Genomic DNA, 22371 nt, shown 5'->3' with positions numbered 1-22371 from the left:
GTCGCGGCAGTCACAGACCGCTCAGCGTCAGGGAAAAGCGCTGCGCCGTGCTCGATGTGGACGTGAACTCCCGGCAGTCGACCACGGCCCGCATGGCCAGTGTCGCCGCCCTGATGAGGTCCAGTCGGGGCGACTGGTCCGCGCCGACGACGAGGCGGGCCTCCGTCCAGGTCGTGGTCGTGCCGACGTCGGTGTGTTCCGTGCGCTGCCCGGTGAACCATCGCGTCGTGCCGTCGACGCCGCTACCGCGCAGAACGGGAACACCGGCGACATCGGCGCTCAGGCTGCCGTCGCCGTGCAGCGTCCAGCGGGCCCCACGGAGCCGGTCGCCCACGTCCTGGGCCTGAGCCGTGGATCCCGACAGCGCTTCGACAGACGTGACCCTCAGGGTGCGGAAGGTCCGCGGTCCGTCCGATGGGTGCGGTGCCGCATCGCCGGACGCCTTCGGGCCTCCTCGCGCGAAGGAGGGGAGCCCCGGCGGACGCGTCGGAGCAGGTGGTGCCGAAGCGCTGGGGCACGCGGTCGGAGTGCCCCCGGCGCCGTCCCCGCCCGGTACCCCCGTGGACGCGGTCGCGTGCCCGTCGTGGCCCTCGGCGAAGACGTTCCCGGTCGGCCTGGAGACAAGGGGCAGCAGTCCGACGAGCAGGACAACCGCGGGAAACAGGACGGCTGTCGCGTACACCCTCGACGAGACGGAGACCGCAGGCCGGGCTCCGGCCGACGACCGGACGCCGGTCGCCAGGGGCCAGACAAGGACGACGGCGAGCGTCGCCCACCAGGCGGGGTCCGCCGTCAGCGTGTCATGGGCCAGCGCGAGAACCTCCCTGATGGCGCGATCCCGCGAAGCGCCCAGCAGCTCGTACGCGGGCACCGCGCCCAGCACGGTCAGGAGCAGCTGGGCGAGCAGGGCGAACGGCCACATCAGCGTCAACAGGAGCAGTGCCTCGCCGGTTTCCGCGCGGGACGCGAACCAGATCCGTACCCCCGCGGGCGGGTGATAGAGCCGGGCCGGCCCTCCGCGATCCCCCTCCTCCAGGCGACGAAGCGCACGTACGAGAGTGTCGGCCCCCGCGGCCCTGGCGGCGTGTCGATCCGCCCCCAGTTCCGCCGACCAGAGCGCGGCGACCACGAGAAGCAGCACCTTCGGCACGCTGAACAGGACCAGGACGACCTCGGCGAGCGTCAGAGGGGCGGTCGCGTTGCCGGTGACGAACAACAGGGTGACGGGTACGACGACGAGGGCCCCGAGCACGTACGGCCAGACTCGGACGAGGGCGGTGAAGGGGCTGCCGAGCCCGGCGACGTGCTGTTCGCCGTGGCGCAGATGCCCGAGCTCGTGCAGGAGGACCGCGCGGGCCGCCTCCCTGTCCGTCTCCCCCAGGTGGACGAGCGAAGCGAAGACGCCGACCCGCGTGATGCGCCAACTGCCCGGATAGACGCGGGCGGAGAAGCCCGCCTGGGTGCTGAAGCGCAGTTGAGTGCCGGGCGCGTGCTCGTGGAGGAAGGCCGCCATCTGATCGTGGAAGTGCGGTTCCGGGACTTCGCCCGGCGCCTTCGGTGCCCCTGCCGCCGGAGCCATCAGCGGATGGTCTGGCGGCAGCAGTCCGTAGCGCCGCTCGACGAAGTGGCAGCGCGCCCGCGGGGCGAAGAGCGCGAGGGCTGCCGCCAGCAGGAAGAAGAGGGGCAGGAGTTGGACCAGGCTGAGCAGCGCGGTGACGAAGCGTCCATGGCCGGCCTCACCGAACTGCCCCAGTCCCGTACCGACCCCCAAGGCGTGGCCGATCAGCGTGGGGACCTGCGCCAAGAACAGCAGCAGCGTCAGCCACAGCCACGGAGGGGGATTCCATGAGCGGGCGGGCCGAGTGGGAGAAGGCCCACTCATGGCGTCGTGCGACGGCGTCCGACGCGGGACAGCAGGCCCGACGCGGCGGCGATGAACCGGCTCGGTCCCGTCTGCCGGAGGCGGGTGGCGCTCACGTCCGGCTGCGGGGGCTCCTCGCCCACGAGAGCGTCGAGGAACGCTGCCGCCTCGGCCGGATCGCCCTCGGCCAGGAACTGGGCGGTCACCCTGGCGGCCAGTTCGTCGGCTTCGGCCGGTTCGATCCCCCGGGCTCGGAGCCGTTCACTCATCCGTAGGGCGGCTCGCATGACCTCCAGCGAGGGCCCGGCGGACGATGCTCCAGGGTCGGGCACGGCCGACGATGCTCCGGGGTCGGGCGTGGTGTCCTCTCCCGGCTGCGGTGACTCGGTGGAGGCCGGCGCGGTCTGGGCATGGTCGGAGGCGGCGCCGGAACGATGTGCCCGCAGTCCGACCAACAAGCCGGTGACGGACAGCACATTGCTCAACTGGGGACTTCCCAAAGCCGACTTGAGGGCGTCGGCGGCGTAAGCGAGCCCGTCCAGCACCGCGGGCAGGACGGATGCCGTCCCGCCGCCCATTCCGCCCGGTGCGGGTCCGCTCGGGGAGAAGAGGGTCCGGCGAGGGGCGCCGCCCACCGCGTACGCCCGAGTGGTCTGCGCTGCGAGCGCGGTCTCGCCGGGCGACGCGGACCACGTGGCGATCCTCACGCCCCAGCGGTCGAGTCGGTCGATCGCCGTCATCCGGTCTCCCCATGTCCGGTCTGCCAATGTCCGTTCTACCGATATCCGGTCTGCGCATCTCCGGTCTGCCGATATCCGGTCTGCGCATGTCCGGTCTGCACATGTCCGGTCTGCACATGTCCGGTCTGCACATGTCCGGTTGGCCGCCCCCACCGCCTCACGAGGCGGTCCCTTCGAACGTGAGGTGGAACTCGATCAGACTGTCCGTGCTGCTGCCCTCGGCCGTCAGGGATGCCGTGGAGTCGTCGAGTTGTCCGTTGAAGGTCGTACCGGAAGCCAGTGCGTGCGGGTAGCCCCCGGGCAACTGGCCGAGGTCGGACCGACAGGCCACGACGGGGCTGGACCAGTTGAGCAGATTGAGCGCCACGGCCTCCTGGGTGTGCGGGTCGGTCAGCCGGGCGTCCAGTTCGCCGTCGGACCACCCCATGTCCCAGTAGGTCAACAGCACCTGCGGATCACGGGGGTTGCCCGCCAGGTCCTGGCCTGAGGTCGTGCTGACCGCCGAGGACCAGAACGACACCGCGCCGGCCCGGGACGGGTCACCCGCCGCGAACAGCAGGGAGAACGGGTTGTTCTCGGTCTCGTCGCCGCCGGTCCGCGGCCGGCTCAGGTTGAGCGTGCTGTCCAGGGAGTAGCTCTGGCTGTCGGCCAGGCGGCGGGAGCCGTCGGCATCGCAGTAGTCGTAGACGTCGACGGAGATGTCCGCGGTACCGCTGTAGGCCTTGCCCCACAACGCCGAGGCGTCCGACGCGCCGTCGGACGCCGGATCGTCCGGGGGCGAGGACGTGACCGGGTCGTCGGACTCGGTCGTCGGTACGTCGGTGACCGAGGGCGTCGGTTCCGGCGGCGAGGCCGATACTGACGGACTGGACACGAAGGTGCTCGCGGGAGCCGTGGACGCTCCGGCTGCCGGCGAACCGTCGTCCCCGCAGCTGGTCAGCGTGGCGCTTATGAGCCCCAGGCAGACCGCTGCGATCAGGCGGGCCCTGGTGAATCCGGGCACCCCTCCCCCACCTGTCATGACGGGCATGACATCCCCTCCCCCACACCTGGTGGCTCCCCCACGAGCGCTCAGGACAGGGGACGTTACGCTTCGCGGTCGCTCCATTACGCCGCACAAATCCTTCGTTACCGTTTCGTGCCTGCGGACGGCGAGCTGATGCACCATGGGCGGCGAACAGGAGCGCGACAGCCTGTTCGACCGAGCTGGGGGTGTGGCGATGAGCGGAGACCTGGGCCGTGTCCTGGTCGTCGACGACGACGCGGCGATACGCCGTTCACTGGAACGCGGTCTGCGGCTCGGCGGGTTCACCGTGGACCTCGCCGACGGCGGCCGCCCGGCACTGGCCGTGTGCCGACGGACGCCACCGGACGCGATCGTGCTGGACATCTCCATGCCGGACCTCAGCGGCATCGACGTGTGCCGGACGCTGCGCGGCGAGCACAACGACGTACCCGTCCTGATGCTCTCCGCGCTCGACGAGACCGCCGACCGGATCGCGGGACTGCAGGCCGGTGGTGACGACTACCTGGTCAAGCCCTTCGCCCTGCAGGAGCTGGTCCTGCGCCTGCAGGCGCTGTTGCGGCGCCGGCCTCCGAAAGACACCGACACCGTACGAGTCGGCGGGCTGCTGCTGGATCCCGCGGCCCGCCGGGTGATGCTCGACGGGAACCCCGTTGAGCTGACGCGGCGCGAGTTCGAGCTTCTCCACGTCCTCGCGCGCAATGCCGGCCTCGTGCTCAGCCGCGACCAGCTCCTCGACCGTGTCTGGGGGTACGACTTCGAGGTGCGCACGGACGCGGTGGACACCTTCGTGAGCTACCTGCGGCGCAAGCTGGAGACATCGGGCCGCTCCCGGATCATCCACACCGTACGGGGAGTGGGCTTCGTTCTGCGGGACGACAGTGGGGATTCCGGGCGATGAGGCTGTCCACGCGGATCGCCCTGGCCGTCGGGGCCACCGTGCCCGTACTGGTTCTGGCCACCGGCTGGCTGCTGCTGCGGCTGGTGGCGGCGGATCTGCACGACCAGCAGGACGCGCACCTGCGCGAGCGCGCCACGGCCGTGGCCAAGGACGCCCGTGGGCTGCTGCGGGCGAGCGCCGCCGACCGGTCGGCGGCGGTGGAACAGGCCCGCGAGCGGCGGCTGTTCACCTCCGCCCTGGACGTCGGCGTACGGCTGATCGGTCCCGAGGAGACCTTCACCGGCGGCCCGCAACCGGACCAGGGGGTGTCGCTGCCCGAGAGCGCGCCGGTCCCGGTCACGCTGCGGGCCGGCGGCCGGAGCTGGCGGGTGCTGTCGACGCGGGTGACGGGCGCGCGGCCCGGCGTCCGCGGCACGCTCTGGCTGTTCGCGCCGGACACGGCGGGTGAGGCACAGCTGCGTCTGGTCCGCAGACGCGTGGTGACCGTCGCGCTGCTCGCCGCGCCGCTGTCCGGGCTGCTCGCCGGGGCCGTCGCCTCGCGTGCGAGCCGTCCGCTGCGCCGCCTGCGGGACAGCGCGAGCGGCCTGGACCCGCGCACCAGCACCGCCCGGCTGGACCACGCGCCGGCGCGGATCGCCGAGGTCGACGATCTGGCACACACCCTCCAGACGGTCCTGACCCGCTATGACGAGCAGGCCGCCAGAACCGCCGAAGCCCTCGCCACGGCCCGTTCCTTCGCCTCGGCCGCCTCGCACGAACTGCGCACTCCGTTGATGAGCATGCAGACCAACCTGGAGATCCTCACCGAGCATCCGGACCTTCCCGGGCCCGACCGCGACGAAACCCTGGGCGACCTTCGCCGCGAACACGCCCGGCTGCTGGGGCTGTTGGTGATGCTGCGTGAGCTCGGTCGTGGCGATCTGGTCGAGGCGGACGCCTTCGGTCCGGTGGACCTGGCGGATGTCGTCGAGGCGAGCGCGGAGGACCAGGTGCGACGCCATCCGCTCGCACGGATCTCCAGCGACTGCCCGCCCGGTCTGCGTGTCCACGGCTGGGAGCCCGGGCTGCGCACGGTCGTGGACAACCTCCTCGCCAACGCGCTCGTGCACGGCTGCGAGGACGGTCGGCCCGCGCGGGTCGGTGTCACGCTGCGCGCGAGCGGTGGCCACGCGATCCTCGTCGTCGACGACCGGGGTCCGGGCATCCCGCCCGATCGTCGCGCCGAGGTCTTCGAACGCTTCAAGCGCCGCTCGGACAGCCCGGGTTCCGGCCTCGGCCTCACCCTCGTCGCCCAGCAGATCGACCTGCACCGGGGCCGCATCCGCGTCGTTGACCCGCCGACAGGGCCGGGCACCCGGATCGAGGTCATCCTGCCGCTCCTCGACGGCGCGGCCGGGACGGAAACGACGCTTCCCCTCCAGCGCAACTGGATGATCTCGGCCGCGGGCCGGCCACAAGAATTCCACAAAGAAGACTCCTAGCTTGCCGGGGCGTGAGGGCCTGTGCGGGCCCGTGAGGGCAACCGCCGCGCAACACGGAGGAGTTCGCCATGCCAAGGACCAGGACAACCGTCATCTCGCTGATCGCCGTCGGCACGCTGCTCGGCGCCGCGGGCGTCGCCACGGCCGACGACCCGCACCCCGGGCCGTCGGGCACCCCCACGGGTGACGGCGCGCCGGGGCTCTGCAAGCGCGCACCGAAGATCGACCACCGGATCGACCGGATCCTCGACCGGCTGCACGCGGACGCGTCACGGCGTGGCTCCATCGCCCGCCTGGAACAGCGCGTGGCCGCCGCCAAGTCGGCGGGACATACGGAGATCGAGACCTACCTGAACGACAGGCTCACCTTCCGGCGTTCCCTCGTTCCCACCCTGGAGGCCCGTCAGAAGGATCTGGCGGACGTGCGGAAGTGGTGCAAGACCCACGACAACGGAGCCGACAACTGATGCGCGCCCCCCACACCGGCCTGGCCGCCTGCGCCGCCGTACTGCTGCTGTCGCTGACGGCATGCGGCGGCCACGCCGAGAACACGCACAGCCCGGCGCCTTCCTCCTCTTCCTCCTCCACGGACCTCGCTCACCTGCGGCAACTGGTGAACGACGCCGAGTCGGCGGCGAGCTCGGCGGAGTCCGAGATGGCGCGGGAGTGACGGCGAGCGCGCCGCGGGACCTCCCCGTCCGGTGCGCGCTCGGCCCTTCGATCAGGCACCCTTCTCAGCACTGCGACCAGGCAACGCCTCGTCCATCTGGGCTCGGCCGCCGAGTACGGTCCCGGCACCCGGGACACCGGCGTGCCGGAGTCGATGCCACCCGTCCCCTCACTCCGTTCACTCCGTACGGCGCCACCAAGCTCGCCGGCACGATCGGCGTTCAGCAGACCGGCGTGGACCGCCCGGCACCCGCCGGAGCGGTTCTGTCATCTCGTCTACGGTGTACCCGAGGCGCTCGTACCGCTCGCCGTCCGCACCGCGCGCGACCGCGGTGCGGCGGTGTCCGGGCCGGTGACGTGTGAACTCCCCTACCCCTGGACGCGGTTGACGCCCGCGCTGGGCGAAACGGATCAGTAGGACCACTTTCACTCACTTCGATGGCATGTCTCCGTCAAATCTGCGAGGCTTCCGGCAGCCGTCGCCCTGATCCCAGGGAGGCGCAACGGACATCTCACCGGCCGCCCTCCGGCGCACCCCAGCCTCCCGGCGGCCACCGAGCAGGCCGGAACCCCGGCCGCCTCAAAGGAGTTTCGCGTGAGACCAACCCCCCACAGGGCCCTCGCGGCGGGCGCTCTCGCCCTCGTCGCGTCGGCCGGAGTCCTGCTCCCCGTCACCCCGGCGGCGGCAGCACCGACCGCGGCGCCACTGGCCGCCGCCTGCACCCCGGCCCAGGTGGTCACCAACGGCGGTTTCGAGAGCGGTACTTCGCCCTGGACCCAGTCGTCGACCAGCGTGATCACCAACCGCACCGGCCAGAGCGCCCACGGCGGCAGCAGCTTCGCCTGGCTGGACGGTGTCGGCAGCACACACACCGACACCCTCTCGCAGAGCGTCACGATCCCCTCCGGGTGCAGCAGCGCCACACTCACCTTCTGGCTGCACATCGACACCACCGAGACCACGTCGTCGACCGCGTACGACAAGCTGACGGCGAAGATCGGCAGTACGACGCTGGCGACGTACTCGAACCTCAACAAGGCCACCGGCTATGTGCAGAAGTCGTTCGACGTGTCGTCGTTCGCGGGCCAGACCGTGAGCGTCGCCTTCACCGGCACGGAGGACTCCAGCCTCCAGACGAGCTTCGTCCTCGACGACATCGCGCTCAACACCTCGGGTGACACGACCCCGCCCGCGGACTCGACGCGGACGCCGGCCACACCGTCGTACACCGTCAGCCTGAGCAGCAACACGAGCGGCACCGTCTGGACCGGTCACGAGAGCGTGACCTTCACCAACGCCTCCTCCACCGCGCTCAGCGAGGTGTATCTGAGGCTGTGGGACAACTATCACGGCACCTGCTCCGCGATGCCGATCGCGGTCAGCAACGTCACCGGCGGCACCGCGGGCGCCCTGTCGGTCGGCTGCACCGCCCAGCAGATCGCCCTGCCGACCCCGCTGGCCCAGGGCCAGAGCGCGACCATCGGCTTCGACCTGGGCATCACCGTCCCCAGCGGCGCCGACCGGTTCGGCTACGACGGGGCGTTCAGCATGATCGGCAACGCCCTGCCCGTGCTCGCGGTCAAGGACGGGTCCGGCTGGCATCTGGACCCGTACACGAACAATGGCGAGTCGTTCTATTCCCTGGCCGCCGACTTCAAGGTGACCCTCGACCACCCGACCACCCTGCTGGTGCCCGCCACCGGCGCCTCGGTGGACACCCCCGGCTCCAGCGGACGCACGGTCACCACAGCCACCGCGTCCAAGGTCCGTGACTTCGCCTGGGCGGCGGGCCCGTTCACCAAGATCTCGGGTACGTCGACGGCGGGCACCCCGATCAACATCTACTCCGTCTCGGGCATCAGCTCCTCCGACGCCCAGTCGATGCTCACCACCGCGAAGACCGCCGTGGACGCCCACGCGGGACGCTTCGGCGCCTACCCGTACGGCGAGTTGGACGCGGTGATCGACAACAACTACTGGTTCGGCGGCATGGAGTACCCCGGGTTCGTCCTCGACCTGGTCAGCACCACGGCGCTCACCCACGAGATCGGCCACCAGTGGTTCTACGGGATCGTCGGCGACGACGAGTACAACAGCCCCTGGCTCGATGAGGCGTTCACCGACTACGCCACCGATCTGGCGCTGAACAAGACCGGCACGAGCTGCTGGAACAGCGTCTCGTGGGCCTCGACGGCGGAGAAGATCACCAACTCGATGGCGTACTGGGACGCCCACTCGTCCCGCTACTCCACCGTCGTCTACGGCTACGGCAAGTGCGCGCTGCACGATCTGCGGCGCGTCCTCGGCGACACCGTCATGGCCAAACTCCTGAAGGACTACGCCACTTCGCACTGGTACGGCGTCTCCACGACGGCCGAGTTCAAGGCGGCCGCCCAGGCCGCCACGACCACGGACCTGACGTCGTTCTGGACGACCCACCGCATCGAGGGCTGACAACCCGGGATCGATTCACCGCGGCCGGCGCCCTGGGGCGCCGGCCGCGGCTGTCAGTAGCTGAAGCCCGTCGTATAGGCGCACTCGGTGTAGATGTAGCCGGGTGACAGCTTGACCGTGTCCGATGCCGGCGACTTTGCGCTGCTGTCCTGGGACTTGTGCACGAAGTACGTGGTGCCGACCGGCAGCCGGATGGTCCGTTGCGGGTAGTTCTTGCCGCTGTCGTTGCACGGTGTGAAGCCCCGCACCAGGGTGCTGGTGAGGGAGTAGGACGTGCAGCTTCCGCAGCCCTTGAGGGTGAAGCTGCCGGTCACCGGCCCGGTGTAGAGCACCCTGATGTCGTCGGGGCTGTCGTTCTTGACGGTGACGCTGATACTGCCGCCGGATGCCGTCGTCGGCAGGCGCTTGCCCGCCGCAGGCACCGTCTGCGCGACCTCCGCGGCGATGGCGATCTTCTGGGCGCGGGCCCGGTTCTTGTGGTGCGGGTTGTTCTTGACGAAGTCGTCCATGGTGGTGACGGCCTCGTCGAAGCTCCCGTCCTTGTACTGGTCCACGCCGCAGGCGTAGGTGCCCGAGGAGGCGCTCCGGCCGGCGCGGGAGGCATCCTTGTCGAGGGCTTCCGCCACTTCCGCCTGCTCCCCCGGCAACCCGCCGACCTGGGAACTCAGGCTCTCCAGGCGCTGGACCGCCGCACAGGGCTCGTCGCCGCCGACCTGCTTCACGGCCGCGTCGACGGCGGAGGAGACGGCCGGTTCCACCTTCGCGGCCTGCGCGGACCGCGGGAAGGTCGACAACAGGTCGCTGAACTGCACGGTCCAGTCCGCCTCACCGCCGCTCAGGGACTGCGACGCGCACTCGTAGAGCGAGGTGGCCAGGCGGTCGTCGGGCCAGGTGGCCAGCGTTCCGAGGTCCTTCTTGCCCATGGTCCCCGGGACGGTGCGAAGGTACTTCAGGGGCGCCACGGCGTCGCAGTACCGCTCCTGCTCATAGGGAACGCCGACCGTCGCGTAGTAGGTCTTGAGCCGGTCGGGGACGTGGGCGGCCGCCCGCGATCCCGGGTGGTCCTCGCGCAGCGCGTGGTAGACGGCCAGTGCCCGGCGGTAGTCGGACTCCGCGGTGGCGAACGGCTGCTTCCCGGCTGCCCGGACGAGGGCGTCCGCCCGCTCCAGCCGGTCCATGAGCATCTGCTCGGTGGCCTCGTCGCGCGCACCGTCGTACAGGACGGCACCTCCGGCCGGTACGGCCAGGAGTACGACGCCGAGCACGAGTGCGACCGCCGGACGCGGCGGCCACGACAGACGGGTCCGCAGGCCCACGGCCGCGCCGTGGACGGCCACGAGCGCGAGAAGGACCAGGTAGAGGACGAGGGCTCCGCCGGGGACACCGTCCGGGTCCGCGGGAAGGGCCACCACGAGCAGAATCGCCGTCGCGATCCAGCACACGGCCATCAGTCCCCAGCGGCGTACGAGTGCGTAGCCGATCCCGAGACCGGAGAGGTTCAGCAGGCCTACCGCGGCCGATCTCCATCCGTCCGCAGGAGCGGGAGGAGGGGCCGGAGCGGGAGGAGGACCAGTCTCGGGTGGAGGTGCGGCGGGTGGCGCCGCGAAGGGCATCGGCGGTGTCGGTGGTACCGACGGCATCGGTGGTACGACGGCGTCGTCGCGCGGGCCGTGCTGGTCCCAGGACATGACGTTCCCCCCGTCAATCACGCCTGAAAATCTATGACTTGTCACTGTACGGTCAATTGTGCGACTGCGACAGAGGACGCATGCGGCTGACGTACGGTTGCCGGATGGCACATGGGGGCGATGGGGCGGGGATGACTCGTTTTCAAGGTGAGACGGTGCGTGCGCTGCCCGTCACTTTGAAGGAACACGCGGCTCGGCTGGAAGGCAAGACCGCCTACGCGGATGCTCATCGCGCCGTCACCTATGGGGAGTTGGAGCGGCGCACCGGCCGACTGGCGGGGCATCTGGCACGACTCGGGGTGCGGCGCGGGGACCGGGTCGCGATCCTGCTGGGCAATCGGGTCGAGTTGGTGGAGAGCTGTCTCGGCGCGCTGCGGGCCGCGGCGGTCGGTGTGCTGCTCAACCCCGGTGCTTCGGAGGAGGAGTTGGCGTACTTCCTCGACGACAGCGGCGCGGTTCTGGTCGTCACCGAGGAGCCGCTGTTGCCGCGCGTTACCCGGCTGGCGGCCGAGCGGCCCGCGCTTCGGGTGGTGGTGGCAGGGGAGGGCGCTGCGCCGGAGGGCACGGTCGCGTTCGAGGACCTTGCGGGGGCCGACCCGGGCCAGGCGCCCCGTGACGACCTGGACCTCGACGATCCGGCCTGGATCCTCTACACCTCGGGCACCACCGGCGAAAGCAAGGGCGTGGTCTCCACGCAGCGTTCCGCCCTGTGGTCGGTGGCGGCGTCCTATGTGCCCGCGTTCGGGTGGCGGGAGCAGGACCGCCTGCTGTGGCCCCTGCCGATGTTCCACTGCTACGCGCACTCGCTCTGCCTGCTGGGCGTGCTCTCGGTCGGTGCGAGCGCCCGCCTCCTCGACCGGGGCGCCAACGTCGCCCGCGCGCTCGCCGCGGAGCCGTTCACCGTGCTGGCCGGAGTGCCCGCCACCTACCGTCTGCTGCTGGACTCGTTGCACGAGACGGCGGCCCCCGTGCCCCCTTCGCTGCGGGTGTGCGTCAGCGGGGGCGCACCCTGTCCCCCGGAACTGCGGGCGGCCGTCGAGGACGCGCTGGCCGCTCCCCTCCTCGACGGCTACGGCTCCACCGAGACCTGCGGGAAGATCGCGCTCAACCTGCTCGACGGGCCTCGGGACGACGCCTCCAGCGGTCCCCCGCTGCCCGGGCTCGCGGTGCGGCTCACCGATACGTCCACCGGCGCCGAGGTCGCCGACGGGGACGAGGGGGAGATCTGGGTCCGTGGCCCCGGCCTGATGGCCGGCTACCACCAGCGCCCGGAGGCCACCGCCGAGGCGTTCAGCGACGGCTGGTACCGCACCGGGGACCTCGGCCGGCGACTGACGCACGGCCACCTCCACATCACCGGCCGCGTCAAGGAGTTGATCATCCGGGGCGGTGAGAACATCAACCCGTCCGAAGTGGAGCGGGTGCTGCTCGCCCGCCCCGATGTCGCCGACGCCGCCGTCGTCGGACGGCCGCACGACGTGCTCGGCGAGGTGCCGGTCGCCTTCGTCGTGCCGGGACCGCACGGGGTCGACCTGGCGCGGGCGCTCGCCGACTGCCGGGAGCGGCTGTCCGCGTTCAAGGTGCCGGACGAGTGCTACGAGACGGATGCCATCCCCCGTACCCCGTCGGGCAAGGTGGTCCGGCCTGCGCTCGCCGAGCAGCTGGCGCGACGTCTCTCGGCGGAGCGGACGGCGGCCTCGGCGGGGCTGCGCGAGCGGCTGGCGGCGGTTTCCGACGCCGTGCTGGACCTGGTGCTCGAAGAGACGGCGCGTACGGCCGGGCTGCCTCCCCACGACATCGATGTCGACCGGGCCTTCACCGAGCTCGGGCTCACCTCGCTCGGCGGGGTGCTGCTGCGCGACCGGCTGGGCGCGGCGACCGGCCTCGACCTGCCCGCGACGCTCGTGTTCGACCATCCGACGCCCGGGGCGGTGGCGGCATGTGTGCGCGACGCGCTGCGCGGTGACGCACACGCGCGGCCCGCTCGGACGTCCGGCACGGAGGCCGGGGAGCCCGGCGGCGGGGAGCCGATCGCCGTGGTGGCCATGGCCTGCCGTTACCCGGGCGGAGTGGAGTCGCCGGAGGACTTGTGGCGACTGCTGGCGGACGGCGTCGACGCGACCTCCGACTTCCCCGCCGACCGGGGCTGGGACGTGGCCGCACTCCACGACCCCGATCCGGACCGGCTGGGTACCTCCGTCACCCGCAGGGGCGGATTTCTGCACGGGGCGGCCGAGTTCGACGCGGCCTTCTTCGGGATGTCGCCGCGCGAGGCCCTGGCCACCGATCCACAGCAGCGGCTGCTGCTGGAGACCGGCTGGGAGCTGCTGGAGCGCGCGGGCCTCGATCCGTCGGGGCTGCGCGGCAGCGAAACCGGTGTCTTCGTCGGTGTGATGCACGCCGACTACGCGGGCCGTCTGCTGCACGGCGCCGGGCACGAGTTGGAGGCCCATCTCGCGCTCGGTTCGGCGGGCAGCGTGGCGTCGGGCCGGATCGCGTACACCCTGGGGCTGCGCGGGCCCGCCGTGACGGTGGACACCGCGTGTTCGTCGTCGCTGGTGGCCCTGCACGCGGCCGCACGGTCGCTGCGCGAGGGCGAGTGTTCCCTGGCCGTCGCGGGCGGGGTGACCGTCATGGCCTCGCCCGCGCCGTTCATCGCGTTCAGCAGGCTGCGCGGGCTGGCCCCCGACGGCCGCTGCAAACCGTTCTCGGCGGCGGCCGACGGCACGGCCTGGGGCGAGGGTGCCGGCCTGGTGCTGCTGGAGCGGCTGTCCGACGCACGGCGCAACGGGCATCCCGTGCTCGCCGTGCTGCGCGGCTCGGCGGTCAACTCCGACGGAGCGTCCAACGGGCTGACCGCGCCCCACGGGCCCGCGCAGCAACGGGTGATCCACGCGGCCCTCACCGACGCCGGGCTCTCGCCGGCCGACATCGACACGGTGGAGGCGCACGGCACGGGCACCGCGCTCGGAGACCCGATCGAGGCCCAGGCACTGCTGGCCGCGTACGGGCAGGGCCGATCCGCCGAACGCCCCCTGTGGCTGGGCTCTTTGAAGTCCAACCTCGGCCACACCCAGGCCGCAGCGGGCGTCGCCGGCGTCATCAAGACCGTACTGGCGATGCGGCACGGGCAACTCCCCCGCACCCTGCACACCGAGGAGCCGTCGCCCCGGGTGGACTGGTCGTCGGGTGCCGTACGGCTGTTGAGCCGGGAGGAGGAGTGGCGGCCCGAGGCGGGGCGACCCCGGCGGGCCGGGGTCTCGGCGTTCGGGATCGGCGGGACCAACGCGCACGTGATCCTGGAGGAAGCCGAGGAGAACACCGTCGTACGACCACGCCGCCGCTCGGCGGTGCCCCCGCTGCCGCTCTCCGGGGCGAGCCCGGCGGCCCTGCGGGCCCAGGCCGCACGCACGGCGGCGGCGCTGCGCGAGCGGCCCGAACTCGAGCCGCTGGACGTGGCGTTCACCCAGGCCACCGCTCGGACCGCGCTCTCCCACCGGGCTGTCGTGGCCGCCGACGACCGCGAGGAGCTGCTCGGCGCGCTGGACAACCTGGCCGCGTCCGCTGCGCCGCGGCCGGCGGTGGCTCCCGGCCGGCTGGCCCTGCTCTTCACCGGCCAGGGCGCCCAACGAAGGGGAATGGGGAGGGAGTTGTGCGAGACCTTCCCGGTCTTCTCCGCAGCCTTCGACGCCTTGTGCGAGCGTTTCGACGCCCATCTGGGGCGTCCGCTGCGCTCGGTTCTCTGGGGAGCGGACGAGGAAGGGCTGCTGGATCGTACGGACTTCGCCCAGGCGGCCCTGTTCGTCTTCGAGGTGTCCGCCTTCCGGCTGCTGGAGTCCTGGGGCGTGCGGCCGGACTTCCTGGCCGGGCACTCCGTCGGCGAGCTGGCGGCGGCCCACGCCGCGGGCATCCTGTCCGAGCAGGACGCCGTCGAACTGGTGGCGGCCCGCGGCCGGTTGATGCGGGAGCTTCCGGAGGGCGGCGCCATGGTGGCACTGGACGCCACCGAGGCCGAGGTGAACCGCGAGCTCACCGGCGGGGTCTCGATCGCGGCCGTGAACGGCCCGCGCGCGGTCGTCGTCTCCGGTGCGCAGGAACCCGTCCTCGCGCTCGCGGAGCGATTCGCCGTACGAGGACGCCGCATCACCCGGCTGCGGGTCAGCCACGCCTTCCACTCCCCGCTGATGGAGCCGATGCTCGCCGAATTCGGCCGCCTCGCGGGCAAGTTGGCTTACGGCGCGCCCCGCATCCCTGTGATGTCGGGGCGGACCGGACGTCCGGCCACCGGGGACGAGCTGCGGTCGGCCGCGTACTGGATGGGGCACGCCCGCGAGGCCGTGCGATTCGGGGACACCGTGGGGTGGCTGGCGGGCGAGGGGCGGGTGACGGCGTTCGCGGAGATCGGCCCGGACGCTCAGCTCACGGCGCAGGCCATGACGGGCCTGGCCGAGACGGACGGGGACCCGCTGTTCACGGCCGTCGCCCGCCGGGGCGCCCCCGGGCCCGAGCCGCGGACACTGTTCACCGCGCTGGGCCAACTCCATGTCCACGGCCTGCCGGTGGACTGGCGGCGGGTGTACGCGGACAGCGGCGCCCGGCGGGTCGACCTGCCGACCTACCCCTTCCAGCGGCAGCGTTACTGGCTGTCCGAGGCCACCGCCGACACCGGCGCCGCTTCCGGGCATCCGATGCTGACCCAGACGGTCACCGTGCCGGGCACGGAGCGCGTGCTGTGCGGTGGCTGGCTGTCCGGCGCCGCCCAGCCCTGGCTGCGCGACCACGCCGTGGGCGGACACGTCCTCGTGCCCGGTGCCGCGTTCGCCGACATGGTGCTCCACGCGGGCGACGCGTGCGGTCTCGACGTACTGGAGGACCTCGCCCTCCTGGCGCCGCTGCCACTCCCCGACGCCGAGGGGGACCGGGTGCAGCTCCAGGTGGTCGTGGGGGAACCGGACGGCACCGGGGGCCGCACCGCGGACGTGTACTCCCGGCCGGAGACGTCCGGGGCACTCGGCGCCTGGTCCCAGCATGCGACGGGGCGGCTCGGCCCGGCCGTCCCCGGCGACCGGGACCGAGCGGCCGCCCTCACCGCGTGGCCGCCACCGGACGCGATCGCCGTGGATCTCACCGGCGCCTACGAGCGGCTGGCGGCCACCGGCCACGCGTACGGGCCAGCGTTCCAGGGCGTTACGGCCTTGTGGCGGCGCGGCGAGGAACTCTTCGCCGAGGTCGGCCCGGTGCCGGGCACGGAGGCCCGCCGCCACGCCCTCCACCCGGCGCTCCTGGACGCCGCTCTGCACAGCGGGCTGCTCGCCGAACCGCCCACCGGACCCGCCCGGATGCCGTTCGCATGGCAGGGCATGACGCTGTACGCCGCGGGGGCCACCGCCCTGCGCGTACGCGTCCGGACGACCGGCCCGGACACGGTCGCCGTGGACCTCGCCACCCCCTCGGGCGCCCCCGTGGCCCGACTGGACTCGATGACGACGCGTCCCGTCCCGAAGGGAGGGCCGGCACCGGTGGGAGAGTTGTACCGGCTGAGCTGGACGGGAGTTGCGACGACAGGACAGGGGCCCGCTCTGGCAGTGGCGGACACCGACGACCTGGGCGTGGGCGCGGTCCTTCTGTCCGTGGAGACTTCCGAGGGGGCCGTGGCATCACTGTCCGAGGGCGGTACGGAGACGGCTGTCGCGTCCCTGGCCGCTCCCGTCGCCCCGGGCGGCGATCCGGCCGTCGCGGCGTACGAGTTGGCCGTGCGGGCCTTGGAGTTGCTGCGGACGCGGCTCGCCGGTTCCGGGCGGCTGGTCGTCGTGACGCGCGATGCCTCCGCCGAGACGCCGGACCTGCCCGCCGCCGCCCTCTGGGGGCTGTTGCGGGCCGCGCAGGCGGAGTATCCCGGGCGGCTCACGCTCGTGGACGTGGACGGTCGTCCCGAATCGGTACGGCTGCTGCCTGCCGCCGTCGCCACCGGTGAACCCCAACTGTCCATCAGGGAAGGCCTGTTGCGCGTTCCCCGACTGACAGCCGCTCCCGGATCGGTGGCCGTCGGCTCCCTCGGCCGAGGCACCGTACTGGTCACCGGTGGAACGGGTTCGCTGGGCGCGACGCTGGCCCGGCATCTGGTCAACCGGCACGAAGTCCGGCATCTCGTGCTCGTGAGCCGACGCGGACCGCAGGCACCGGGGGCGCAGGCACTGTGCGCCGAGCTCGAACAAGATGGCGCCCAGGTCGACCTGGTGGCGTGCGACACCTCCGAGCGGAGCCAACTGGCCGTCCTGGTCAAGGAGTTCGGGCCCAACCTCACTGCTGTGGTGCATACGGCCGGGGTCCTGGACGACGGCGTACTGGAGGCGATGACGCCCCAGCGGCTGGCGGCGGTGCTGCGGCCGAAGGCCGACGCGGCCTGGCATCTGCACGAGCTGACGAAGGATCTGCCGCTGTCGCACTTCGTGCTGTTCTCCTCCGTCGCGGGTCTGCTCGGCAATCCCGGCCAGGCCAACTACGCGGCGGCGAACTCCTTCCTGGACGCTCTCGCCCTGCACCGCGCCGCGCTCGGACTGCCCGCGCTGTCGCTGGCCTGGGGGCCGTGGGCGGACGAGGAAGGGATGGCGGCCCGCGCCGGCGTGGTCCACGGCGGTCCCGTGCGCGCGGTCTCCCCGGAGCAGGCACTGACCCTGTTCGACACCGCGTTGGGCAGCGGCGAACCGGTCCTCGCGCCGCTGCCGCTGGACCGCTCGCCGGGGGCGCCGGCCGCCGGGGCACCGGTTCCGCCACCCTTGCGCGGGCTCCTGCGTCCGGCTCGGCCGACAGCCTCGGCCGGGGGCGATGAACCGGACGGCACCTCCGGGGCCTGGCGGGAACGGCTGGCGTCGCTCCCCGTGCCCGAGCGGGTCCCCGCCCTGCGGGGGCTGATCCGCGCCGAAGTCGCCGGCCTGCTCGGGCACCCGGATGCGAGCGCCGTCGACCGGGGCTTCCCCGACCTGGGCCTCGACTCGCTGATGAGCGTGCTGCTGCGCAACCGGCTGAACCTGCTGGCGGGAGTCCCGCTGGCGGCCACCGTCGCGTACGACTGGCCGAGCGTCGAGGAGCTGGCGGATCACGTGTACGGGGAGATGCGCGGGGTGCTGTCCGAGGGGGCGGGTGCCGCCGGGTCGGGGGCGGGCGATCGGGAGAGGGTGCACGGGGATCAACCTGGTGACACCGCCCTGCCCGGTCCCGCCGAGACCACTCCATCCGAGACCGCAGAGGCCGTACCTTCCGAGCCCGCTGAGACCCCGCTGCCCGCTTCCGGGGAGACAGCGACTCCGGCCCTCGTCGGGGCTCTCCCGTTCACTTCCCCGCGCACCGCTCACGCCGATCACCTCGCTCGCCCCGCTCCGTCACCGTTCGCCTCGCCCGAGCCGGGCGGCAAGCGCGGCGCCCGCGCGGGTCAGTCCTTGCCGAGCCTCTACCGGCAGGTCTGCGAGACGGGCGACGTGGTCTCGGCAATGCATCTGCTGGTGACCGCGTCGGTCGCCGCGCCCTCCTTCGGCCGCGACGACAGCGCCCGGCACACGCTGTCCCCACTGCGGCTGGCCACCGGCGGGGAAAGCCCGGCACTCGTGTGCGTTCCGGGCTTCGCCACGAACCTCGGCCGACCGTGGCACGCGGGGCTCGCGCCCCGGTTCGACGGCGAGCGGAACGTCTTCGAGCTGCGGCACCCCGGGGTCGACCACGGGGACGCCGTGGCGCGGGACCTGGAGACTCTGGTCGAACTGCACGCCACGACGGTGCGACGCCACCTCGGTGAGCGCCCGTACGTCGTCCTGGGCCACTCCATGGGCGGTTCGGTCGCGCATGCGCTGACCGCGCGTCTGGCGGCCGACGGCACTCCCCCGGCGGGGCTCGTCCTGGTGGACTCGTACCACATCACCCCGGACCGGGAGGCCGAGTCGTGGCTGCTGGCGCTGCCAGCCCGGATTCCACTGGCGCTGCGCGAGCGGTTCGACACCGCGGTGGACGATCTGACGCTGCTGTCGCTGGGCGCGTACACCCGGATGTTCCGCGGCTGGCAACCGGAGCCGACAGGTGTGCCCACACTGCTGGTGCGCGCCACCGAGCCGCTGCCGGACATGCCGGAGCGTTCGTCGTGGCCGGTCGTCCACGACACGGTGGATGTCCCCGGCCATCACCTGAGCGTGCTGGAGGAGCACGCCGCGACGACGGCGGAGGCGATCCGCGACTGGATCACCTCCAGCCATACGACCACCACCCCGGCCGCAGGTCCGCAGGCCGTTCTTTCGTAGGGCGTCCAACTGCCGGGGGAACTGGAGGCATTGCGGGTCTGCGAATCGAACAGTCCGGACAGCAATCCCTGCCGGCCGGAACCGCTACGAGAGAATGAGGAACATCGGCGGCGCACGGACCGGCTCCGCGCCGCCAACCTGGGCCGCTCGCGCGGCGGACTGACCGGCAAGGTGCATGCACCCGTCCGCAGACCGCCGCTGCCGTCCGCTGTCCTTCATGCTCGTCCCCGGCCAGGCCGCCGACACTCCCCAAGATGGCCGCCGACACTCCCCAAGATGAAGGGGCGCCGGGGCGGACGGCGCGTCAACCACGACACCGCGCTCCGCCATGACCGCAACGCCGTGGATCGCCGCATCAACAAGATCAAGGAGTGGCGAGGGCTCACCACCCACTACGACAGCACCCCGACCAGCCACCTTGCCGGACTCCACCTGCGCCGCATGGCCATCGGGCTCCGCAGCCTCCATTGCGGATCTGAATCACCACCCGCGCTGGGCCGAGGCGGCACTGCTCGCCTGCACGGCTGCGACAAGTGCGTCGAGTTGCCCGCGCACTCGGGCGGCGGTGACATGGTCGAAATAGTCGCGGGAACTGATGATCTCACCGTCGCGCACCCGCAGCACGAATACGCCGGGCAGCGCGAAGGGTTCGCCGGTCTCCGCGACTGTTCCCTGGTACTCGAACTCGGCGACGATGACCTCGGGGTCGGTCGTCTCGTGGATCGTGATGTTGGTTGCCCTACGGTGCAGCCGGGGGCCGGCGTCGGTCGGCCTGAAGTGTTCGCGCAGTTCATCACGGGTACGGAGCGCGGCAGCACGAAGCGGGTCGAAGGGGTGCACGACATGGGTCTGCTCCGCGTACAGATCGGGCAGTTCCCTCCACCGGCCCTCCGCAACACCGTTCACGAGCGCGAGGAAAACCTCGCGCGGGCTGAGGACTTGAGCCATGACACTCTCCTGTCGTCTGCGCCGACGTGCAGTGGCATCGAACTACTATCCGAAGTGGGGACTCCGAGTATACGGAGTCGTGACTTCGGATAACGGCGTACAGGTGAAAGCGCGATGAGCACCCCAGACAACCGAGAGACGGGCGGCGGACGGCCGCAACGCGCTGACGCGCGAACCAACCGCGAGCGGATCTTGAACGTCGCCGAAGAGGTCTTCGGCAAGGGCGGCCGGTCCGCGTCCACCGAGGAGGTGGCGCGTCTGGCCAACGTCGGCATCGCCACGGTCTTCCGCCACTTCCCCACCAAAGCGGCGCTGCTGCAGGCCGTTCTCGTGCAGCGGTTCGATCGCCTGCGCGAGCAGGCCGAAACGCTGTTTCACGCCACGGACCCGGGTACGGCGTTCTTCGACTTCTTCAGCCACCTCGTCACCGACGCGGCCGGCAAGATCGCCATAGCCGAGGCCCTGCTCGAGGCCGGTGGCGACAAAGGCGGCGACGCCGCTCAGGCATCGGACGGACTGCGTCGAGCCGTCGGTGCACTGCTTGAGCACGCCCAACGCGCAGGCGCCGTCCGGGACGACGTCGAACTGCCGGAGGTGTACGCCTTGCTCGTGGCCACATCGCAAGCCTCCGCACACGCCCATCTCGAGGAGGAGGTTCGAGACCGGATGCTCGCCGTCGTCTTCGACGGCCTCGCGCCAGTCCGGGCTCGTGGCCGCGAATGAAGATCTGAACTCGGCACACGCTCCGGGCAGTTCCGGCGAATCATCAGATCAACGGAGCCCGCGTGCGATGATGGGCAACCATGATCGCCATTGGTGCGTTGCGCGAGGAAGACCGCACCGACTGGGAAGTGCTGGCGCGGGGTTACAAGGCCTTCTACCGCACCGCTGTGCCGGACCAGGGGTATGAGCAGGCTTGGCAGCGGCTGCGGCGTGGCACGGAGGTCCACGGAATCGGCGCCTGGTCGGACGGGAAGCTGGTGGGCATCGCGCACTATCTGTTCCACGCGACGCTCTGGATGGAGGACAGCTGCTATCTCCAGGATCTCTTCGTCGACGAAGCGGCGCGCGGCCAGGGCGTGGCGCGGAAGCTGATCCAGGAGGTGGCCGACGCGTCGCGGGAGCGGGGGGCCTCTCGCTTGTACTGGACCACCCAGGAGGGCAACACCACCGCCCGCGCTCTGTACGACAAGGTGGCGAGCTTCAAGGGGTTCCTGCGCTATGACTACCCACTGGGTTAGGGCCTGTCCGGTTTCGTGAACGGAGCCGGATCCCTACTGACCAGCCACGGCGGCGATACGGTCGAGAGCCCGCCGTACGTCGGCGCGTGAGACGTCGCAGTGGGTGATCAGGCGCAGGCGGCCGCCCAGCGACAGGGCGAGGACTCCCGCTCGTCCGCATTCCTCGACCGCCTTTGCCGCATCGGGAACGTGGACCATGACGATGTTCGTCTCGGGTGCCGCCACGTCCCAACCGAGTTCGCGCAGACCGCCGGCGAGCAGTTGGGCGTTCTCGTGGTCCTCCGCGAGCCGGTCGACGCGTTCCAGTGCCACCAGCCCGGCCGCGGCGAGCACGCCGCCCTGGCGTACTCCCCCGCCGAGCATCTTGCGCACGCGCCGGGCCTCGCGCACGAAGTCGGCGCTCCCGCCGACGACCGAGCCCACGGGTGCGCCCAGCCCCTTGCTCAGACATGCCTGGACGGTGTCCACACCCCGGGTGAGCTCGGCCGGGGTGGTCTTCTGCGCCACAGCCGCGTTCCAGATCCGGGCGCCGTCCAGATGGACCAGCAGGCCCGTCTCCCTTGCCGCGGCGACCAGTTCGGCGTGCTCCCGAGGCGATGTCGTCGTGCCTCCGGCTGTGTTGTGGGTGTTCTCCAGGCACAGGAGCCGGTTGCGCAGGCCGAAGTACGGGCCGCGGCCGGACGCCGCGGCACGGACGGCCTGTGGGGTGATCCGGCCCGGACCGGCGGCCCAGGGCAGCGGCTGCGGCATGCCGCCGGCGAGCCATGCCGCCGTACCGATCTCGCTGTCCAGCACATGGGCCTGTTGGGGTGCGAAGAAGCGGTCCCCTCGTTGCAGGTGGAGGAAGAGGGCCACAAGGTTTCCCATGGAGCCGCTCGGCACCCACAACGAAGCTTCCACGCCGAGCAGTTCAGCCGCTCGCTCCTCCAGAGCGCGCATGGTGGGGTCTCCGTCGAGGACGTCGTCCCCGACCTCGGCCGCAGCCATCGCGGCACGCATCTGCGCGTCGGGGCGGGTCACGGTGTCGGATCGCAGGTCGATCGGTGCTGCGCTGCTCATCACGGCCTCTCGGGAGAAC

General features: G+C 71.8%; 14 protein-coding genes and 2 pseudogenes. 10 read left to right on the top strand and 6 right to left on the bottom strand.

Annotated features, from left to right (window positions below; translation table 11 throughout):
• Nucleotides 1–10: 10 nt before the first annotated feature.
• The 3 genes from AB5J50_RS47755 to AB5J50_RS47745 all read right to left on the bottom strand — a co-directional run bounded on the left by AB5J50_RS47755 (nucleotide 11) and on the right by AB5J50_RS47745 (nucleotide 3631).
• Nucleotides 11–1882: a M48 family metalloprotease gene (locus AB5J50_RS47755; RefSeq protein WP_369264772.1), complete on the bottom strand. Its 1872-nt coding sequence runs from the start codon at nucleotides 1880–1882 to the stop codon at nucleotides 11–13.
• Entirely contained in the window at nucleotides 1879–2601 is a 723-nt protein-coding gene (locus AB5J50_RS47750) for a hypothetical protein (protein ID WP_369264771.1), read from the bottom strand. Before AB5J50_RS47750 ends, AB5J50_RS47755 begins: the two co-directional genes overlap by 4 nt.
• 157 nt (nucleotides 2602–2758) lie before the next feature.
• The gene (locus tag AB5J50_RS47745) at nucleotides 2759–3631 is read right to left on the bottom strand and encodes a hypothetical protein (RefSeq protein WP_369264770.1); all 873 of its coding nucleotides are present in this window, start codon (nucleotides 3629–3631) and stop codon (nucleotides 2759–2761) included.
• A gap of 190 nt (nucleotides 3632–3821) precedes the next feature.
• Here AB5J50_RS47745 and AB5J50_RS47740 point away from each other — a divergent pair, with 190 nt between their 5' ends.
• The 6 genes and pseudogenes from AB5J50_RS47740 to AB5J50_RS47715 all read left to right on the top strand — a co-directional run bounded on the left by AB5J50_RS47740 (nucleotide 3822) and on the right by AB5J50_RS47715 (nucleotide 9131).
• Nucleotides 3822–4526 carry a response regulator transcription factor gene (locus tag AB5J50_RS47740; RefSeq protein WP_369265713.1) on the top strand — a complete coding sequence of 235 codons (705 nt, stop codon included), beginning with the start codon at nucleotides 3822–3824 and terminating at the stop codon, nucleotides 4524–4526.
• Complete coding sequence (locus tag AB5J50_RS47735) at nucleotides 4523–6007, top strand: sensor histidine kinase (protein WP_369264769.1); 1485 nt, start codon at nucleotides 4523–4525, stop codon at nucleotides 6005–6007. The genes AB5J50_RS47740 and AB5J50_RS47735 overlap by 4 nt, the downstream gene beginning before the upstream one ends.
• A 68-nt stretch (nucleotides 6008–6075) precedes the next feature.
• Nucleotides 6076–6474, top strand: coding sequence for a hypothetical protein (locus tag AB5J50_RS47730; RefSeq protein WP_327434276.1), 399 nt, complete (start codon nucleotides 6076–6078; stop codon nucleotides 6472–6474).
• Nucleotides 6474–6677: a hypothetical protein gene (locus AB5J50_RS47725; protein ID WP_369264768.1), complete on the top strand. Its 204-nt coding sequence runs from the start codon at nucleotides 6474–6476 to the stop codon at nucleotides 6675–6677. The genes AB5J50_RS47730 and AB5J50_RS47725 overlap by 1 nt, the downstream gene beginning before the upstream one ends.
• A gap of 213 nt (nucleotides 6678–6890) precedes the next feature.
• Nucleotides 6891–7094 (top strand): annotated as a pseudogene (locus AB5J50_RS47720) (hypothetical protein); the annotation flags it as partial.
• A 177-nt stretch (nucleotides 7095–7271) separates the two neighbouring features.
• Nucleotides 7272–9131 carry a M1 family aminopeptidase gene (locus tag AB5J50_RS47715; RefSeq protein WP_369264767.1) on the top strand — a complete coding sequence of 620 codons (1860 nt, stop codon included), beginning with the start codon at nucleotides 7272–7274 and terminating at the stop codon, nucleotides 9129–9131.
• Nucleotides 9132–9184: 53 nt separating this feature from the next.
• On the opposite strand, the gene AB5J50_RS47710 is transcribed toward AB5J50_RS47715, so the two are convergent.
• A complete protein-coding gene (locus tag AB5J50_RS47710) occupies nucleotides 9185–10744 on the bottom strand; it encodes a hypothetical protein (RefSeq protein ID WP_369265712.1) in 1560 nt (519 codons plus the stop codon).
• 230 nt (nucleotides 10745–10974) lie between these two features.
• Here AB5J50_RS47710 and AB5J50_RS47705 point away from each other — a divergent pair, with 230 nt between their 5' ends.
• Complete coding sequence (locus tag AB5J50_RS47705; RefSeq protein WP_369264766.1) at nucleotides 10975–19104, top strand: alpha/beta fold hydrolase; 8130 nt, start codon at nucleotides 10975–10977, stop codon at nucleotides 19102–19104.
• 105 nt (nucleotides 19105–19209) lie between these two features.
• Nucleotides 19210–19542, top strand: a pseudogene (locus AB5J50_RS47700) (hypothetical protein); the annotation flags it as partial.
• Nucleotides 19543–19584: 42 nt separating this feature from the next.
• Here AB5J50_RS47700 and AB5J50_RS47695 read toward each other — a convergent pair.
• Complete coding sequence (locus tag AB5J50_RS47695; RefSeq protein WP_369264765.1) at nucleotides 19585–20052, bottom strand: nuclear transport factor 2 family protein; 468 nt, start codon at nucleotides 20050–20052, stop codon at nucleotides 19585–19587.
• 114 nt (nucleotides 20053–20166) lie between these two features.
• Between AB5J50_RS47695 and AB5J50_RS47690 the strand changes: the two genes are divergently transcribed.
• Complete coding sequence (locus AB5J50_RS47690; protein ID WP_369264764.1) at nucleotides 20167–20775, top strand: TetR/AcrR family transcriptional regulator; 609 nt, start codon at nucleotides 20167–20169, stop codon at nucleotides 20773–20775.
• Nucleotides 20776–20855: 80 nt separating this feature from the next.
• The gene (locus AB5J50_RS47685) at nucleotides 20856–21293 is read left to right on the top strand and encodes an N-acetyltransferase family protein (RefSeq protein WP_369264763.1); all 438 of its coding nucleotides are present in this window, start codon (nucleotides 20856–20858) and stop codon (nucleotides 21291–21293) included.
• 33 nt (nucleotides 21294–21326) lie between these two features.
• On the opposite strand, the gene AB5J50_RS47680 is transcribed toward AB5J50_RS47685, so the two are convergent.
• Complete coding sequence (locus AB5J50_RS47680; protein ID WP_369264762.1) at nucleotides 21327–22352, bottom strand: low specificity L-threonine aldolase; 1026 nt, start codon at nucleotides 22350–22352, stop codon at nucleotides 21327–21329.
• Nucleotides 22353–22371: the final 19 nt, after the last annotated feature.

It is taken from the genome of Streptomyces sp. R35, assembly GCF_041053035.1.
Taxonomy (GTDB): domain Bacteria; phylum Actinomycetota; class Actinomycetes; order Streptomycetales; family Streptomycetaceae; genus Streptomyces; species Streptomyces lutosisoli.
The sequence above is the reverse complement of the archived record's forward strand: the minus strand, read 5'-3'. Positions and strand labels throughout refer to the sequence as shown.

Excerpts from the sequence above, each read along its gene's own strand:
- AB5J50_RS47730 (WP_327434276.1), top strand. The coding sequence starts at position 6,076 with ATGCCAAGGACCAGGACAACCGTCATCTCGCTGATCGCCGTCGGCACG.
- AB5J50_RS47690 (WP_369264764.1), top strand. The coding sequence starts at position 20,167 with ATGAGCACCCCAGACAACCGAGAGACGGGCGGCGGACGGCCGCAACGC.
- AB5J50_RS47725 (WP_369264768.1), top strand. The coding sequence starts at position 6,474 with ATGCGCGCCCCCCACACCGGCCTGGCCGCCTGCGCCGCCGTACTGCTG.
- AB5J50_RS47710 (WP_369265712.1), bottom strand. The coding sequence starts at position 10,744 with ATGCCCTTCGCGGCGCCACCCGCCGCACCTCCACCCGAGACTGGTCCT.
- AB5J50_RS47755 (WP_369264772.1), bottom strand. The coding sequence starts at position 1,882 with ATGAGTGGGCCTTCTCCCACTCGGCCCGCCCGCTCATGGAATCCCCCT.
- AB5J50_RS47740 (WP_369265713.1), top strand. The coding sequence starts at position 3,822 with ATGAGCGGAGACCTGGGCCGTGTCCTGGTCGTCGACGACGACGCGGCG.
- AB5J50_RS47685 (WP_369264763.1), top strand. The coding sequence starts at position 20,856 with ATGATCGCCATTGGTGCGTTGCGCGAGGAAGACCGCACCGACTGGGAA.
- AB5J50_RS47695 (WP_369264765.1), bottom strand. The coding sequence starts at position 20,052 with ATGGCTCAAGTCCTCAGCCCGCGCGAGGTTTTCCTCGCGCTCGTGAAC.
- AB5J50_RS47750 (WP_369264771.1), bottom strand. The coding sequence starts at position 2,601 with ATGACGGCGATCGACCGACTCGACCGCTGGGGCGTGAGGATCGCCACG.
- AB5J50_RS47735 (WP_369264769.1), top strand. The coding sequence starts at position 4,523 with ATGAGGCTGTCCACGCGGATCGCCCTGGCCGTCGGGGCCACCGTGCCC.
- AB5J50_RS47745 (WP_369264770.1), bottom strand. The coding sequence starts at position 3,631 with ATGCCCGTCATGACAGGTGGGGGAGGGGTGCCCGGATTCACCAGGGCC.
- AB5J50_RS47680 (WP_369264762.1), bottom strand. The coding sequence starts at position 22,352 with ATGAGCAGCGCAGCACCGATCGACCTGCGATCCGACACCGTGACCCGC.